The following is an 18,262-nucleotide window of genomic DNA, read 5'->3' as shown; positions in this document are numbered from 1 at the left end:
GAACCTGGCCGGCGCGCAGAATCTGCAGTTGGGCCTGGACCACCGGTTCAGGTTTTGCGCGCAAGCGGGATGCGGTACGTTGCCCACGCGTAAAATCTGCAGTTCGGCTCGGGCCATCACTTCAGGTTCTGCGCGGCTGAAGCGGCTGGGGGCGTCGTTGGCGCGCAGAACCTGCGGTTCAGTCCCGAGTGCCACTTCACGTTTTGCGCGCGAGAGAGTTCCTGGACCTCGCCCACGCGCAGAACCTGAGACACCGCCTGATCCGACACTTGAACTTCTGCGCGGCTGCGCCGGGCGCTGCCGCCCGCACAGGAGAACCGGCGGGTCCCACGGGACCCCGTCCGCGCCGACCGGGTCATCAGAGGGCTGGCCCACGGAGAGCCGGGTCAGCCACGCCGCGAAACTTGCGCCGGAGGCCGCCGGACGCGCCCTCCGGTTGATCTGCGCCCGCGTGCAGAGGTGAAGCCCGATCACTCTTCGAGCACCACCACCAAGTCCCCGGCCTCGACGCGGTCGCCCTCCTTGACCAGCACATCCTTGATCTTGCAGTCCCGCGGCGCGGTGAGCACGTTCTCCATCTTCATCGCCTCGGTGACCACCAGCTGCACGCCCTTGGCCACTTCGTCGCCGGGGGCGACCAGCACCTTGATGACCTTGCCGGGCATCGAGGCGCCGAGCTGGCACGGGTCGCCCTTCGCAGCCTTCGGGCGCCGCGCACCGACGTCGACCACCCGGTTGTCGGCCACCTCGATCTCCCGGGGGAAGCCGTTCAGCTCGAACAGGACCTCCCGCATCCCGTTGGGCTTCGGATCCCGCACGTCGATCAGCTTGATGATCAGCGTCTTGCCCTTCTCGATCTCCACCCGCGTCTCCTCGCCGGGGCGCAGCCCGTAGAAGAACGTGGGCGTGTCGACCACGGCCGTGTTGCCGAACTCCTCCTGGTGCCGGGCGAGGTCGACCACCAGCCCGGGGAAGAGGATCTCTGAGATGACCTCCCGCATGGTGGCCGGCCGCTCCAGCTTCGCGGAGAGCTCCCGCTGCCTCGCCTCGAAGTCGATCGGGGGCAGCAGCTCGCCGGGCCGCACCGTGATGGCCTCCCGGCCCTTCAGCACGACCCGCTGCAGCTCGGGCGGCCAGCCGCCGGGGGGCTGCCCCATGTACCCGGCCAGCATCTGGACCACCGACTCGGGGAAGGCCAGACTCTCGCCCCGCTCGATCAGCTCCTCTACCGTGCGGATGCCGTTCTGCACCATGAAGAGCGCGAGGTCCCCCACCGCCTTGGAGGACGGTGTCACCTTCACGATGTCGCCCAGGGCCAGGTTGGCCGTCCGGTAGGCCTCGACCACCTCGTGCCAGCGGCCGCCCAGTCCCAGGGAGACCGCCTGCTGCCGCAGGTTGGAGACCTGCCCGCCGGGCATCTCGTGCAAGTACGTCTCGGCGGAGGTGGCGGTGAGCCCCGACTCCCAGGGGGCGTACCAGCGGCGGACCTCCTGCCAGTAGTCCGCGAGCTGCTGCAGGGCGGGGAGATCCAGGCCCGTGTCCCGCTCGCTGCCCTGCAGGGCCGCCACCAGGGTGTTCAGCGACGGCTGGGAGGTCAGGCCGGAGAGGGAGGAGATGGCGGCGTCGGCGATGTCCACCCCGGCCTCGGCCGCGGCCAGCAGCGTCGCCAGGCCCGTGCCGGCGGTGTCGTGGGTGTGCAGGTGCAGGGGCACGCCGACCTCCTGCTTCAGAGCGGAGATCAGCATCTTGGCCGCCCGGGGCTTCAGGAGGCCCGACATGTCCTTGATCGCGAGGATCTGCGCCCCGGCCTTCTCCAGCTCCTTCGCCAGGTCCACGTAGTACCGCAGGTTGTACTTGGTGCGGGCGGGGTCCGTGATGTCCCCCGTGTAGCAGATGGCCACCTCGGCCACCTTGCCGGCGCTGCGCACCGCCTCGATCGCGGGCCGCATGTTGGGCAGCCAGTTGAGCGCGTCGAAGATGCGGAAGATGTCGATGCCCGCCGCCGCGGCCTCCCGGACGAAGGCGTGGACCAGGTTGTCGGGGTAGTTGGCGTAGCCGACGGCGTTGGCGCCGCGCAGCAGCATCTGGAAGGGGATGTTGGGGATGGCCCGGCGGAGCAGGTCCAGCCGCTCCCAGGGGTCCTCCTTCAGGAAACGCAGGGCCGAGTCGAAGGTCGCGCCGCCCCACATCTCCAGGGAGAAGAGCCCCGCGCCCAGCCGGGCGGTGGCCGGGGCGATGGCCAGCATGTCCCGGGTCCGCACCCGCGTGGCCAGCAGCGACTGGTGCGCGTCGCGCAGGGTCGTGTCGGTCACCAGGAGCCGCTTCTGGGACCGGATCCACTCCACCAGCCCTTCGCTGCCGCGCTCCAGCAGTATCTGCCGGACGCCGGGCGGCACCGGCCCCTCTGCCTTCGGCACCGGGACCTGGGTCCGGGCCGGCGGCCTGGCCCCGGGGGGAACCCCCGGCCCGCCGTTGACCACGACGTTTCCAATATAGCGGAGCAGCTTGGTGCCCCGGTCGCGCCGGGGCGGGAACTGGAAAAGCTCCGGCGTATCGCTCACGAAATGGGTGTCGATGTCGCCGGCGAGGAAGCGGGGGTGCCGGACGACGTTCAGCAGGAAGGGGATGTTGGTCTTGACCCCGCGGATGCGGAACTCCTGGAGCACCCGGCTCATCTTGGCGGCTGCCGCCTCGAAGGTCAGCCCCCAGGTGGTGGCCTTCACCAGCAGCGAGTCGTAGTGCGGCGTGATCTCGGCGCCGACGAAGCCGTTGTCGCCGTCCAGCCGGACGCCGGGGCCCCCGGGGGAGCGGTAGACCAGGATGCGGCCGGTGTCGGGGAGGAAGTCGTTGGCGGGGTCCTCCGCCGTGACCCGGCACTGGATGGCGTAGCCGTGCCGGTGGATCTGCGCCTGGGAGGCCACCCCCAGGGCCTCGTCCAGCCGGGCGCCCTCGGCGATGCGGATCTGGGCCTGCACGATGTCCAGGCCCGTGATCTCCTCGGTGACGGTGTGCTCCACCTGAATGCGCGGGTTGACCTCCATGAAGTAGTAGCGGCCGTCGGGCGCCACCAGGAACTCGACGGTGCCGGCCCCCACGTAGCCCACCCGGGCCATCAGGCGCACGGCGGCGCTGCAGATCTCCTGCCGCTGGGGCTCCGTCAGGGCCAGCGACGGGGCGATCTCCACCACCTTCTGGTGCCGGCGCTGGATCGAGCAGTCCCGCTCGTACAGGTGCACCACGTTGCCGTACCGGTCGGCGATCACCTGGACCTCGATGTGCCGGGGCCGCTCGACGAACTCCTCCAGGTAGATGTCACCCGAGCCGAAGGCCGCCTGCGCCTCGGACCGGGCCCGCTCCAGGGCGTCCCTGAGTTCGGCGTCGGAGCGGACCACCCGCATGCCGCGGCCGCCCCCGCCCTGCACGGCCTTGACGATGACCGGGTATCCCACCTCCCGGACGAACGCCATGGCCTCCTTCAGCGAGGACACCGGCTTTTCCGTGCCGCGTGGGAGGGGCAGCCCCGCCTCCTGCGCGATCTGCCGCGCGGCGACCTTGTCGCCGAACATCTCCAGGTGCTCGGGATCCGGACCGATGAAGGCGATGCCCTCCTCCCGGCAGCGCCGGGCGAAGGCGGCGTTCTCCGCCAGGAAGCCGTACCCGGGGTGGATGGCGTCGACCTCGTGTTCCCGTGCCAGCCTGATGATCCCCTCCATGTCGAGGTACGCCTCGACAGGCCCCCTGCCTTCGCCGATCAGGTAGGCCTCATCGGCCTTGTACCGGTGGAGTGAGAGGCTGTCCTGCTCCGAGTAGATCGCCACGGTCTGTTTGCCCAGCTCCGTGCAGGCGCGGAAGATGCGGACGGCGATCTCGCCCCGGTTTGCGACCAGTATGCGGCGAAAGGCTGGCAATTTCCCTCACCCCTTTAACGTATTAAAATGACGCTATTCGCCCTGCTTTGAGGGATTCCTTCCGACTATCGGAGGAAATCGCATTGACGGAATGTTGGGTCGGTTAAGGATATGGAGAGGAAGAAAGACCGGAAGCAACGCCGCTTCCGGTCTTCTGTGGCTGTCTGCCCGCCGTGCTCCGGGGCGTTCAGCGGGTGTCACGGAGACCCGGTGAGGTCGTGTGCCCGGCCGGGTTCCGGGACGGAGCCCGGCGACCGTGAGTACGCAAGGGTCGTCGGGAGTTCCGGCCCGGAACGGGAGGAGCGTCCCCCCTGGGGCGCTCCTCAGTCCTCGGCTGGTGGCTCCAGGGTGGTCCGCAGTTCCACGCGGGCGGACCCGTCGAACCTCGTCTCGTAGACCACGGCGATCTGCGGGACGCCTTGCTTCTCGGGATCGAACACGATCGTGAGCTGTTCCGTTGCCCCCGCCTCGAACAGCCGGGAGTACACCGCCGGGCAGATCCGCGCCGGATCAGGCCTCAGGACGCGGCCGGGATACCGCAGGTGCAGCAGCGAACCGCAGTCAAAGAGCAGGTCGACGCCGGAGCCGCTCTTGTTGGTGAGGGTCGCTGTGGCCCTGTACAGCCCGGATTCCTCCCTCACGGCGACGACCGCGAGGCGGAGGACATCATCCTCGGCAAGGCCCCGAAGCTCTTCGGGCAGCGGATCGCCGGTCCGTTCGCCGGACGGGGGTGCCGTCGGACCGGCCGGTCCGGGTACGGGCGTCCGCACGCCGGGCGGCTCCGGCAGTCGCTTCCCAGGCAGCTCCGGCTGCGGCAGCCGCTCCCCGGACGGATCCGGCTGCGGCAGCGGTTCCCCGGGCGGATCCGGCTGCGCCGGCGGTTCCCCGGGCGGATCCACCGGTCTGGGCGGCACCGCCGGGACCTCCTGTGCGGGAGCGGGGCGGCCGCCGGTCGTGAGCGACTGGTCGGCGCTGGCTTCGCGGGGTTCGGATGCCGCGGTGCCCAACGGTTCGCCGGTGGCGCTCTCCCCGGCGGTCTGCGGCGCATCCGCCTCGGACCGCCGGGCGGAGTCGGCGCGTTCGTTGGCCGCCGTCGGGGCGGACTCCCCGTTTGCCGCCGTCGGGGTGGACCCCCCGGCGGCCCGTTCGGCGGCCGCGGGCGGCCCAGCAGCCGGCTCAGGTGACGGGCCCTGGCCGGCGACGCCCCCGCAGCCGGCCAGCACGATCAGACCCAGCAGCCCGGTGGCAAGCGCCTTGCGCATGGTCCATCCTCCTCTCTGTGAGATAGACGGTGGTTCCTCGCCTGCCCGTTTCCGGCAGGAATCGCCGCCACATCCAGGGAAGTCAACGGGGACGCAACCGCGGAACCCGGAGGAGGCTGCCCAGCCACCGGCCGGAGGCGCTGCCGGACCACTGGCAGATCGCCGCGGCCAGGCATCACCGGGCGCTGGACGACGTGCGCGCCAGAACGGTTGCACCGTCTGGTCGCGGTGGCTGAGCAGCGCGGCATCGCGGTGGGGGAGTGACCGCCTCGACCGGACTGACGTCCAGCCGCCACGGCCGGCGCCCGCCGGCCGGTTTCCATTTCAAATCGCCCCCAAGGATGAAGGAGAACACCCGTTCCGTCTAGAAGCTCTTTGCCAATCCCACCAGAAGATGAGGAGGAGAACGCGTGCGCATCCTCCATACCGCCGACTGGCACCTCGGCCGCACCCTGGAAGGCCGGAGCCGGCAGGAAGAGCACGAGGCGTTCGTGGACGAGCTCTGCGCCCTGGTGCGCGAGGAGCAGATCGACCTGGTGCTGATCGCCGGCGATGTGTTCGATTCCGCCAACCCCCCGGCGGCGGCCGAGGAGCTTTACTGCGACGCCCTGGCCCGGCTGGGCGAGAACGGGCGGCGGGCCGTGGTGGTCATCGCCGGCAACCACGACTCGCCGGACCGGCTCACCGCCGTCCAGGCGCTGGCCCAGCGGCACGGCGCCACGCTCTTCGGCTACCCCTACGATGACCCGGGCGTCTACACCCCCGGGCCGGACCGGGTGCAGCGGGTGGCGGCGGGTCCCGGCTGGGCCGAGCTCACCGTGCCGGGGGTGGACCACCCGGCGGTGGTGTTGGCGCTGGCCTATCCCTCCGAAGCCAGGCTGAAGCAGCTCCTGGCCGACACGCTGGGCGAGGAGGAGCTGCAGCCGCTTTACGCCGACCAGGTGAAGCGCTGGCTGGCGGCCGCAGCCGGCCGGTTCCGGCCCGACGCCGTGCGGCTGATCACGAGCCACATCTACATGGCCGGAGGCGTCGAGACCTCCGACGTCGAGCGTCCCATCCATATGGGCGGGGCGTACGTGGTCCCCGCAGACGCCGTCCCTGCCGGTGCGCAGTACGTCGCGCTGGGCCACCTGCACCGTCCCCAGCAGATCCACGGCGCGGCGGCGGTGACGCGCTACTCCGGCTCGCCGCTTGCCTTTTCCTTCAGCGAGACCGGCTACCGCAAGAGCGTCACCGTCCTGGAGGTGCGGCCGGGCGACGCGCAGCCCTCGCTGCGGGAGATTCCGATTTCGGCCGGGCGGCCGCTGGTGAAGTGGGAGGCCGGGGGGCTGGAAGAGGTCGAGCGCTGGGTGGCCGAGGGCAAGGATCCCACCGCGTTCATCGACCTCACCGTCCACCTGGAACACCCGCTCACGCTGGAGCAGATCCACCGGCTGCGCACGCTGCGGCCCGACATCATCCACATCCACCCGGTGCTCCGGACCGCGGCCGAGGTGGCGGTGTCCGCAGAGCCGGTCGAGCTGAGCATCCGGGAGCAGTTCATCCGGTTCTACCAGCAGGAGCGGGGCGGCGCCCCGCCCGAGCCGCTGGTGCGGCTCTTCCTGGAGCTGGTGAACGATCGGGACGAGGAGGAGGGGGCGGAATGAGGCCGGTCCGGCTGGAATTTGCGGGACTGCAGAGCTATCGCGAGAAGCAGGAGCTCGACTTCACGCAGATCCTGGACGGCGGCCTGTTCGGCATCTTCGGCCCGACCGGCGCCGGGAAGTCGACGATTCTGGATGCGATCACCCTCGCCCTGTACGGCAAGGTGGGGCGGGCCGAGCGCGGCACGATGGGCATCGTGAACCAGGGCGAGAACCGGGTGTACGTGAAGTTCACGTTCGGCCTGGGCGGCGAGACGTACCGCGTCGAACGGGCCTACCGGCGGGAGAAGGAGGGGCCCTCCGCCCGCAGCGAACACGCCCGGCTGGTGCGGCTCACCGCCGGGGCGGACGAGGTGCTGGCCGACAAGGAACAGGAGGTGACCCGCCGGGTCGAGCGCCTCCTGGGGCTGACGTTGAAGGACTTTACCCGGGCCGTGGTGCTGCCCCAGGGCCAGTTTGCCGAGTTCCTGCAGCTCACCGGCAGCCAGCGGACGGAGATGCTCCAGCGCATCTTCGCGCTGGAGCCGTACGGCAGTGGCCTCAACCAGCGGCTGAAGCAGCGTCTGGAGGCGGTGCGGGGACAGCTGGTCGCCGTCCAGGCCGAGCAGGCGGGGCTCGGCGATGCGTCCGCCGAGACCGTGGCTGCGGCCCGGCGGGCGCTGGAGGCGGCGGAGGACGCTCTGGCCGCCGCCGAGCGGGAGCTGAGGTCCGTGGAGGCGGGCTACCGGGACTGGGAGCGGGTCTGGCAACTGCAGCGCGAGCTCCGGGAGGTGGACGGCCGGCTCGCCGGGTGGCGGGCGAGGGCGCAGGAGGCTGAGGCGTGGCGCCGGGAGCTCGGCGCAGCCCGCCGGGCGGAGGCGGTCCGTCCCCATCTGGAGGCCCGGGACCAGGCCGTGGCGCGGGCCCGGGCGGCGGAAGACCAGCTGGCCGCGGCGGAAGCGGCCCTCGCCGGCGCGGTCGAGGCGCTGGCCGAGGCCGAGCGGGTCTACGACGCGGCCCGCCGCAGCCGCACGGCCGAGTTTCCGGCCCTCACCCGGAAACAGCAGGAGCTGCAGCGGGCCCTGGAACTGGAGTCTGGGCTGGAGGCCGCCCGGGCGCAGGTCGAGGACCTGCGCGCGCGCGTCCAGAAGGGGGAGGCGCTCTGCGCCGAGGTCTCCGGCCAGCTGGCGGAGGGCGAGGAGCACAGGAAGACCCTTCTGGCCCGGCAGGACGAACTCCGGGAGGCGCTCCGCACCGTCGAGGTGCCGGCGGAGCTGCGGGACCGGGTGAACGAGGCGCTGCGCCGCCTCGACCGGCTCCGGGAGGCCCGGCGCCTGGTGGAGGAAGGCAGGCGGCGCCTGCAGCAGCGGCAGGCGGAGCGGGAGGCGGCCGGTCGGGCTGCCCGGCAGGCCGGGGCCCTGCGGGAGGAGGCGGCGGGGCGGCTGGCTGACCTGGAACGGGAGGTCGCGCGCCTGGAGGCGGAGCCGCCCGCTGCGGACGCCGACCTGCGGGCGGCGGAGACCTGGCTGGGCAGGGTCGGCGAGCAGATTCGGACGTTGGAGGTGCTCCTGCAGCAGGCCGCCCTGCGCCGGGCCGAGCACGGGGCGCGCGCGGAGGAGGCGGCCCGGGCGCAGCGGGACGCCGCCGGGGCCGAGGAGGCTGAGGCGAGCCTCCGTGCGGCGGCCGAGGCGGCCAGGGAGGCCCGGGATGCGGCACGGGCGGCCGTGGCCGAGGCCCGGCGGCGCGCCCACGCAGCGGCGCTGGTGACCGGCCTGCGGCCCGGGGACCCCTGTCCGGTGTGCGGCTCCCGGGAGCATCCCCACCCCGCGAGCCCCTCGGCGGCCGCGGACCTGGCGGCCGCCGAGGCGGAGCAGGAGCAGCGGGAGCAGGCGCTGCGGGAGGCAGAGCTGGCGCTGGAGCGAGCCGCGCAGGAGCGGCGGAGCCGGGCGGAGCTTGCGGCTGCGGCCGCCCGCCGTGCGGAAGAGGCCCGTGCGGCCCTGGAAGCCGCAGAGCGGCAGGTGGCCGGCGTGCGGAACCAGCTGCCGGAGGTGTGGCGGGAGCTGGGGCCGGACGCGCTGTCGGTGGCCCTGCAGCGAGAGGCCGCCGAGCTGCGGGAGCGGCGGGAGCGGTTCGACGCCTGGCAGGCTGAGCTCAGCCGGCTTCAGAAGCAGCGCCAGGAGCAGGCGGACGCGCTGGCCAGGGCCGCCGCGGAGGTGTCCGGCCTTGAGGCGCGGGCGGAGGCCGCCGCACGCGCGGCCGCCGAGGCGGAAGCGGAGCTCCGCGCGCTGGAGCAGGCCGTGGCGGAACGCCAGGCCGAGTTCGACGCCGCCCGGGGGGACATGGAGCCGGACGCCGTCGAGGCCGCCAAGCGGAAGATCGACGCGGCCGACAGGCGGGCGGAGGCGCTCCGGCAGTCGCTCGCGCAGCTTGAGCAGGAGCTGCAGTCGCAGGAGCGCCAGCTGGAGCAGCTGCGCCGGACCCAACAGCAGTACACGGAGCGGCTCCACCAGCGCAAGCTGGAACTGGCCGCGGCCCGGCAGACCCTGACCGGGCTGGAGGGCGAGTGGCAGCGGCTTTCGGGCGGTGCGCCCGCGGCGGCGGAGCTGGCCCGGGTGGAGGCGCGGCTGCGGGAGCTGGAGGCGAACGAGGCGGCGGCCGCCGCCGCACGCGAGCAGGCCGAGCGGACGCGGAGCCAGGCCGAGGCCGCCCGGGCCGCCGCGCAGCGGGAGGCGGAGCTGGCGGCGCAGCGGGACGGGGAGACCGCCGCCCTGCTGGCCTCGGCCCTGGATGCCGCCGGCTTCGCCGACGGGCAGGAGGCCCGGGAGGCGCTGCGCAGCGCCGAGCGGCAATCCTGGCTCGAATCGGCGATCAGCGCCTACGAGCAGGAGGGCGCGGGGCTGCAGAGCCGGCGGGCCGAACTGGTGCAGCAGCTCGGCGGCCGCACGCTCACGGACGCGGAGTGGCAGGCCTGGGGCGCCCGGCTGGAGCAGGCCCGGGCCGATGCCGAGGCCCGCCGGGAGGAGCGGGCGCGGGCCGCGCAGGTGCTCGAGGACCTGGCCGCCCGGCAGAAGCGCTGGGAGGAACTGGAGGAGCGCCGGACCGCACTGGCGGAGCAGGTCGCCAACCTGGAGGAGCTGCAGCGGGTCCTGCGGGGCAACGGGTTCGTCGATTTCCTGGCCCAGGAGCAGATGAAGCGGGTGGCGGCGGACGCCTCGCGCCAGCTGGGGCAGCTGACCCGCCAGCGGTACGCGCTCGAGCTCGACCGGGACGGCGGATTCCTCGTGCGCGACGACGCCAACGGCGGCGCGCGGCGAGCGGTGACCAGCCTCTCCGGCGGCGAGACGTTCCTGGCCTCGCTTTCGCTGGCCCTGGCGCTCTCGGCGCAGATCCAGCTCCGGGGCCGCTACTCGCTCGAGTTCTTCTTCCTGGACGAGGGGTTCGGCACCCTGGACCCCGAACTGCTCGACGTCGTGATCACCGCCCTGGAGCGGCTGCAGTACGACAACTTCCACGTCGGGGTGATCAGCCACGTGGCCGAGCTGCGGGCACGGCTGCAGCGGCGGGTGATCGTGGAGCCCGCAGAGCCGGGCGGCCGGGGCAGCCGCCTGCGGGTCGAGCGGGCGTAAAAGGAGGTTCGACACATGGGCGTGCGCTTCATCATCGGCAGCGCCGGCTCGGGCAAGAGCCAGCGGTGCCTCGACGAGCTCACCCGGGAGGCGCTGGCGGCGCCCTCCGGCCCGCCGCTGATCCTGCTGGTACCCGAACAGGCCACCTTCCAGGTGGAGCAGGCCCTGCTGGGCAGCGGGCGGCTGAAGGGCATCATGCGGGCGCAGGTGCTCTCCTTCCAGCGGCTGGCCTGGCGGGTCTCCCTGAAGGCCGGCGGCTTTGCCCTGCCGCCGCTCAGCGACCTGGGCAAGCAGATGGTGCTGCGCGCGCTCCTGGAGAAGAGGCGGGAGGACCTGCGCCTTTTCCACCAGGTGGCGGACAAGCCCGGCTTCATCGAGCGGGTGGCCGGCTCCATCCGGGAGCTGCGCAGCTACCGGCAGGGGCCGGAGAGCCTCCGGCGGCAGCTGGACCAGCTGGAGGCGGAGGGGCTGGGCGAGACCAGCCTGGGGGCGAAGCTGCACGACCTGGCCCTGGTGATGGGCGAGCTGCAGCGTTACGTGCAGGGCAGGTTCACAGACCCCGACGAGTACCTGACCGTCCTGGCGGCGCGGCTGGAAGAGAGCCGGCTGCTGGAGGGGGCCGAGGTCTGGGTCGACGGCTTCAACGGCTTCACGCCCCAGGAGCTGGCCGTGCTGGGCGCGATCATGCGCTCGGCCCGGCAGGTCCACATCAGCCTCTGCATCGCGCCCGGGCAGCTCTACAAGGCCGGCGGCCATCACTCTCCGGCCGATCTGTTCCACCCGGTGCTCACCACCTACGACCAGCTGATGCAGCTGGCGGCCGAGAGCGGCGTGCCGGCGGACCCGCCCCTCCTGCTGACGGAAGGGCACCGGTTCCGGGGCGCCCCTGAGCTCGCGCACGTGGAGCGGTACCTGTTCCGCCAGTCCGCCCCGCCCATGCCGGGCGCCCCGGCGCGCATCCGTCTGGTGGAGGCGCAGAACCGGCGGGAGGAGGTGGCGGCGGCGGCCCGGGAGATCCTGCGGCTGGTCCGGGAGGAAGGGCTCCGCTACCGGGAGATCGCCGTCATCGCCCGGAACCTGGACGGCTACGGCGACCTGGCGGCCACGGTGTTCGCCGAGCACGGCATCCCGGCGTTCATCGACCGGCGGCGCACCGTGGCGCACCATCCGCTGGTGGAGCTGCTCCGGGCCGCGCTGGAGGTGGTGGTGCAGGACTGGGCCTACGGCCCCGTGTTCCGGTACCTGAAGACCGACCTCACCGGCGTCTCCCGCGCGGAGATCGACCTCCTGGAGAACTACGTGATCGAGCACGGCATCCGCGGGCGCGCCTGGCAGCAGGCTGAGCCCTGGCAGTACCTGCGCCGGTACACGCTGGAGGAGGAGGACGCCGAGCCCGGGCCGGCTCAGCAGGCGCTGCTGGCGGAGATCCACCGCATCCGGAGCCGGGCGACGGCGCCGCTGCTCGCGTTCCAGCGCCGCATCGAGCGCCGCGGCCAGCAGGGACCGACGGTGCGGGAGCTCACCGCGCACCTCTTCCAGCTGCTGGAGGACCTGAAGGTCGCCCGCCGGCTGGAGGCGTGGAAGGCCGAGGCCGAGGCGCAGGGCGATCTGGAGACGGCCCGGGAGCACGAGCAGGTCTGGGCCCGGGTGCTCGACCTGCTGGACCAGATCGTGGAAGGGCTGGGCGACCAGGTGCTGAGCCCCAGGGTCTACCTGCAGGTGCTGAGCGCCGGCCTGGACGGCCTGAAGCTGGGCCTGATCCCGCCTGGCCTGGACCAGGTGATCGTCGGCACGGTGGAGCGCAGCCGCCACGCGGGCGTGCGGGCCACCCTGATTCTCGGCGCGACCGAAAAGGACTTCCCGCCCCAGCCGGCGGAGGACGCCATCTTCACCGACCGGGAGCGGGAGCGGCTGAAGCAGGCGGGGCTGGACGTGGGCCCCACCAGCCTGGAACGGCTGTTCCAGGAGCAGTTCCTCACCTACGTCGCGCTCACCCGCGGGTCCGACTCCCTCTGGATCAGCTATCCCCTGGCGGACGAGTCCGGCCGGGCGACGGCCCCTTCCCCGGTGATCAGCCGGCTGCGCCGGCTCTTCCCCGACCTCAGCCCCGAGCCCGCCGCGCCCGCGGCGCCGGACGCCGAGGCCGCCGTCCAGCTGGTGGCCACCCCGCGCCAGCTGGCCGCCCTGGTGGCCAGGGCCCTGCGCCGGGCCCGGTCCGGGTACGCCATCCACCCCTACTGGCTCGACCTGTACCAGTGGATCGTCCGCGACCCCGTGCTGCACGGGGAGAGCGCTTTCATCCTCGGCGCCGTGGGCTACGAGGAGTGGTTCCGCCGCCGCGGGGCGCCGCTGGGGCGGGACCTGGCCCGGCTCATCTACGGCGACCGGCTGGTGACCAGCGTCAGCCGGCTCGAGGCCTTCCTGGCCTGCCCGTTCCGCCATTTCGCCGGCCATGCCCTGCGGCTGCAGGAACGGGCGGCGTTTGCGGTGAGCGCGCCGGAGTTCGGCCTGTTCTACCACGCCGCGCTCTCCCTGTTTGTCCGGGAGCTGGAAGCGGACGGGCTGCGGTGGGACGCCCTGGACCCGGAGGAGGCGCTGCGGCGGATGGACAGCATCATCGACCGGCTGGCGCCCCGGCTCCAGAGCGAGATCCTCCTCTCCAGCCCGCAGCACCGCTACCTGCTGAGGGCCATCCGCAGGACCCTCCGGTCCTCGCTGGACTACCTGGGTGAGCACGTGATCCACGGCGAGTTCCGCCCGGTGGCCGTGGAGGTTCCCTTCGGCGAGGAGGCGGACGGCCTGCCGCCGGTCTCCGTGGACCTCCCGGGCGGGGGGAGGGTGCTGCTGCGCGGCCGCATCGACCGGGTGGACGCCCTGGAGGGGCCCGACGGCCGCTGGTACGTGCGGATCGTCGACTACAAGTCCAGCCCGCGGGACCTCAGGCTCGGCGAGTTCTACCACGGCCTGGCGCTGCAGCTCCTGCTCTACCTCCTGGCGGTGGTGGAGGGCGGCGAGCCCCTGCTGCCGGGCACGCGCGTGCCCGCCGGGGCGCTCTACTTCCCGGTCTACGATCCGCTGGAGCCGGTCGATGCGCCGCCCCCGGCCGAGGAGCTCCGCCGGAAGCGGCGAAAGCGGTACCAGGCCCGGGGGCTGGTCAGCGACAGCCCCGACGTCATCCGCGCGATGGACGGCGCCGGGCTGGGGCTCGTCCAGGCGAAGCTCAAGAAGGACGGCGGCGTGTACAAGGGCTCGCCGGTGGCCAGCCCGGACCAGTTCCGGCAGCTCTTCGGCCACCTGCGGCAGGTGGTGCGGGCCTGCGGGGAGCAGGTCCTGCAGGGCGAGGCGGGTGTCGCGCCCTTCCGGCTCGGGAAGGACACCGCCTGCCAGTACTGCCCGTTCAAGCCGGTCTGCCAGTTCGACCCGCTGGCCGGGGCGCAGGGCTACCGGCGGCTGGAGAAGCTGGACGCCCCTGCTGTCTGGCAGCGGGTGGCGGTGGCGGGAGGTGAGGGCGATGTCTGAGGTGCGCTGGACGCCGGAACAGGAGCAGGCGATCGGGGCCCGCGGCACCGACGTGCTGGTGGCGGCGGCGGCCGGCTCCGGCAAGACGGCGGTCCTGGTGGAGCGGATCATCCGGCGGCTGACGGATCCGCGGGACCCGCTGGATGTGGACGAACTGCTGGTGGTCACCTTCACGGAGGCGGCGGCCGCGGAGATGCGGGACCGCATCGGCCGCGCGCTGCAGGCCGCCCTCGCGCAGGACCCCGAGAACCCGCGGCTCCAGCGGCAGCTGGCGCTGCTGGGGCGGGCGGCGATCAGCACCCTCCACAGCTTCTGCCTGAGCCTCATCCGCCAGTACTTCTACCGGCTCGGCCTCGACCCGGCCGTGAGCGTGATGGGCGAGCACGAGGCCCTGCTCCTGCGCCACGAGGTGCTGGACGAGCTGTTTGCCCGGCGCTTCGATGAGGCGGAGGACGGACCGTTCCACGCGCTGGTGGACCGCTACGGCGGCGGCCGGGATGACGAGAAGCTGCGGAAGCTGGTCCTGGCCATCTACGACCACATGCAGGCGCTGCCCTGGCCCGAGGCGTGGCTGGAGGACAGCCTGGCCCGGTTCGACGTGCCGGCGGATGCGGCCCTGGAGGACCTGCCCTGGTGGCCGCCGCTCAGCCGCCGGATCCGGCTGGAGCTGGAACTGGCGGCCGACGCGCTGGCTTCGGCGCGCGCGCTTGCCGGCCGCCCGGGAGGTCCGGCGGCGTACCTCGACGTGCTGGCCGCGGAGGAGGCGGCGATCCGCGCCGCCGCGGCTGCCGCGGACACCGCGTCCTACGACGAGCTGGCGGCGGCGGTGGGGGCCATCGACTTCCGGCGGCTGCCCGGGACCCGGAAGGGCGAGGCACACGAGGCGCTGAAGGAGGCGGTCGGCAAGCTGCGGGAACGGGCCAAGAAGGCGGTGCGCACGGTCCGGGAGCGCTGGTTCTGCCGGACGGCCGGGGCGTGGCTGGAGGACCTGCGGGCCGTCGCCCCCCACCTGCGCACGCTGGGGGACGTGGTGCGGGAGTTCGGCGAGGCGTTCCGGGCGGCGAAGGCCGCCCAGTCCGCCGTGGACTTCAACGACCTGGAGCGGTTCGCCCTGCAGCTGCTCCGGGATCCGGCCTCCGTCCCCGGCCGGCTGATCCCCTCGGACGTCGCCCGGGACCTGCGCGCGCGGTACCGGGAGATTCTGGTGGACGAGTACCAGGACATCAACGGCGTCCAGGACGCCATCCTCACCCTGGTGGCCCGCGACGGGCAGGAGGGGCCGCCCAACCGGTTCATGGTGGGCGACGTCAAGCAGTCCATCTACCGGTTCCGCCACGCCGACCCCGGCCTGTTCATGGAGAAGTACGCGGCATACCGGCCCTGGGCCGGTGCGCCCGACCCCGGCGCGGCCGGCGCCCGCATCGTGCTGGGCGCCAACTTCCGCAGCCGGGATGGCGTGGTGAACGCCGTCAACTTCATCTTCCGGCAGATCATGACCCCACAGGCGGGCGAGCTGGCGTACGACCGGGAGGCCGAGCTGGTCTACCGGGCGGGCTACCCGCCGCTGCCGGGCGGGGTCCCCCACGGAAACGCCGGGGAGCTGGCGGAGGCCGAGACCGCTCTGGAACCCCCCGTGGAGCTGCACCTCATCGATACCGAGGCGATGGCCGGCGAGGAGGCCGGCGCCCGGGCGGGCGACGGCGGCGAAGCCCTGGCCGCGGAGGCGGACCTGGCCGCAGGCCCGGGGCCAGGCGCTGGGGCGGACCTGGCGGACGGCGCGGCCGACGACGACGATGACGCCGACGATCCGGCCGCGCAGGCCGCGGCCGAACTGGCGGACCTGACGGCGACCGAGCGGGAGGCCCGGCTGATCGCTGCCCGCATCCGGGCCATGGTCGACGGCACGGCCGGCCAGCCGCCGGTGCAGGTGTGGGACCGCGGGCTGAAGGCCTACCGGCCCCTGCGCTACCGCGACATCGTCATCCTGATGCGGGCCACCACCGGCCGGGTCAACACGGTGGTCGAGGTCCTGAGCCAGGCCGGCATCCCCGCCTACGGGCAGATGGCCACCGGCTACTTCCAGGCGACCGAGGTGCAGGTCTTCCTCAGCCTGCTGCAGATCCTGGATAATCCCCGGCAGGACATCCCCCTGGCCGCGGTGCTGCACTCGCCCATCGTCGGCCTTTCGGCGGCCGACCTCGCGCGCATCCGGCTGGCCGCGCCCCGGGGATCGTTCTACGACGCCCTGGTGGCGGCCGCACAGGCGCCGGGAGCAGCGCGCGCGCCCGAGGCCGCGGCCGCCGCGGAGGTGCTGCCCGCCGGGGAGGCCGCGGCCGCTCCTGGGGCCGTGTCGGGCGCCGGGGCACTGCGCACCGTGGGGCAGGGCGACGGGGCACTGCGCACCGCGGGGCAGGGCGACGGGGCACTGCACACCGGGACGGCGGGGCTGCAGGCCGTGCTGGCCAACTTCCTCGAGTCGCTGGACCGCTGGCGCACCCTGGCGCGCCGCCGGCCCCTGAGCCAGGTGGTCTGGCAGATCCTCCAGGAGACCCGCTACCTCCATTACGTGAGCGGCATGCCCGGCGGGGCCCAGCGGGAGGCCAACCTCCTCGCCCTGTACGAGCGGGCGCGGGAGTTTGACCAGTTCGCCCGCCAGGGGCTGTTCCGCTTCCTCCGCTTCATCGAGCGGCTGCAGGCCGAGAAATCCGACATGGGCACCGCGCCGGCCCTTGGCGAGGGCGAGGACGTGGTCCGGATCATGTCGATCCACAAGAGCAAGGGCCTGGAGTTCCCGGTGGTGTTCGTCGCCGGGCTGGGCAGCAAGTTCTCCGACCAGGACCTGAAGGGCGACCTGCTGCTGGATCGGCGCCTGGGCTTCGGACCGCAGCTGGTGGACCCCGAGACCCGGGTGAAGTACCCGACTGTCGCCTACCACGCGGTGCGGGAGACCACCCGTCTCGCCAACCTGGCGGAGGAGCTGCGCGTGCTCTACGTGGCCCTGACCCGGGCGCGGGAGCGGCTGGTGCTGGTCGGCAGCGTGGACAAGCTGCGGGCCCGGTGCGCGCGCTGGTCCCGGGGGGCCGGCGCGCCCGGGTGGGCGCTGCCCGAGTCGCTGCTGCTTTCAGCCGAGAACTACCTCGACTGGATCGGCCCGGCGGTTCTCCGCCACCGGGACGGGGAGCCGCTCCGGGAGCTCGCCGCCGACGCCGCCCGGGCGGGGGAAAGCGGCCTGAATCCGTCCGTGGCCGGCGATCCCTCCCGCTGGGCGGTGACCCGCTGGGACCAGGCGTCGCTGCAGCGGCTGCTGGCGGAGACGGCCGGGGACGAGGCGCCGCCCGCCCTGGACTGGGCGCGCGTAGGCGCCGCCCAGCCGCTGGACCGGCCGCTTGACGAACCCCTGGGCGACCTGCTGCGTGCCCGGTTCGGCTGGCGCTATCCCTTCGAGCCGGTGGTTCGCCGGTTTGGCAAGCTGTCGGTCACCGAGCTGAAGGGCTACTTCGATCCCGACGCCGAATCGCCGGCGGAGCAGGTGGTGCCGCCGGAGACGGCTCTGCCGTCGCCGGCCGGGTCGCCGCACGCCCCCGCCGAGGCGGCGCAGACCGCCGCAAGCGCGGAGCCCCGGGGCGCCCGGGCAGCGGCTGCGGAGGCGGCGTCCAGCGCATTCGCCGGCCGTCCCCGGTTCCTGCAGGAGCGCAGGACGCTCTCGCCCACCGAGCGGGGCACCGTGATGCACGTGGTCCTGCAGCACCTCGACCTCACCCGCCCGCTGGATCCGACGGGGGTGGGGCAGCAGCTGGCCGACATGGTGGCGCGGGAGCTGCTCACCCCGCAGCAGGCGGCGGTGGTGGACGTCGAGGCCATCGCCGACTTCTTCGGCTCGCCCCTGGGCAGGCGCATCCTGGAGGCCCGGGACCGGGTCCGCCGGGAGGTGGCGTTCACGCTGGCCGTGCCCGCCGGGGAGGTGTACAGCGACCTGCCGCCGGAGGTCGCCGCCGGCGACGTGGTCATCGTCCAGGGCATGATCGACCTGCTGCTGGAGGAGGACGACGGTTTCGTTCTGGTGGACTACAAGACCGACCGGCGGGAGCCCGAGCAGGCGGCGCTCCGCTACGGGACTCAGATCCGGCTCTACCGGCGGGCGGTGGAGGAGATCCTCGGCCGGCCGGTGAAGGAGGCGTACCTCCACTTCCTGGCCAGCCGCCGGTCGGTCTCCGTGTGAGGACTTCTGTCCGGGCGGCCCCGGAACTGCCGCGGGCTAGCCTGTCCGCCTCCGGGAAAGAATAGGCGGCAGGCGCCCGGGCGCCGGAACTGTAAGGCAGGTCTGA

At 73.1% G+C, this 18,262-nt stretch carries 6 protein-coding genes; 4 read left to right on the top strand and 2 right to left on the bottom strand.

All coding sequences use genetic code 11. The features are described 5' to 3' along the window. Positions 1-470: 470 nt before the first annotated feature. Entirely contained in the window at positions 471-3,908 is a 3,438-nt protein-coding gene (locus ACZ5UM_RS16205; protein WP_464845369.1) for a pyruvate carboxylase, read from the bottom strand. 323 nt (positions 3,909-4,231) lie between these two features. After that, positions 4,232-5,170 carry a hypothetical protein gene (locus ACZ5UM_RS16200; protein WP_464845367.1) on the bottom strand — a complete coding sequence of 313 codons (939 nt, stop codon included), beginning with the start codon at positions 5,168-5,170 and terminating at the stop codon, positions 4,232-4,234. 410 nt (positions 5,171-5,580) lie between these two features. On the opposite strand from ACZ5UM_RS16200, the gene ACZ5UM_RS16195 reads away from it, so the two are divergent. Genes ACZ5UM_RS16195 through ACZ5UM_RS16180 form a run of 4 tightly spaced genes read left to right on the top strand, consistent with a single transcriptional unit; the run spans position 5,581 to position 18,156 of the window. Beyond that, entirely contained in the window at positions 5,581-6,816 is a 1,236-nt protein-coding gene (locus tag ACZ5UM_RS16195) for a metallophosphoesterase family protein (protein ID WP_464845364.1), read from the top strand. Next, positions 6,813-10,418, top strand: a complete 3,606-nt coding sequence (locus ACZ5UM_RS16190) for an AAA family ATPase (protein WP_464845360.1) — start codon at positions 6,813-6,815, stop codon at positions 10,416-10,418. The genes ACZ5UM_RS16195 and ACZ5UM_RS16190 overlap by 4 nt, the downstream gene beginning before the upstream one ends. A 15-nt stretch (positions 10,419-10,433) precedes the next feature. Next, entirely contained in the window at positions 10,434-13,937 is a 3,504-nt protein-coding gene (gene addB / locus ACZ5UM_RS16185) for a helicase-exonuclease AddAB subunit AddB (RefSeq protein WP_464845358.1), read from the top strand. Beyond that, positions 13,930-18,156, top strand: coding sequence for a UvrD-helicase domain-containing protein (locus ACZ5UM_RS16180; protein WP_464845356.1), 4,227 nt, complete (start codon positions 13,930-13,932; stop codon positions 18,154-18,156). The genes addB and ACZ5UM_RS16180 overlap by 8 nt, the downstream gene beginning before the upstream one ends. The last annotated feature ends 106 nt before the right edge of the window (positions 18,157-18,262 follow it).

This window comes from Symbiobacterium ostreiconchae (assembly GCF_055396975.1).
Note: the sequence above shows the minus strand (reverse complement) of the source record. Positions and strands in the feature narration are given on the sequence as shown.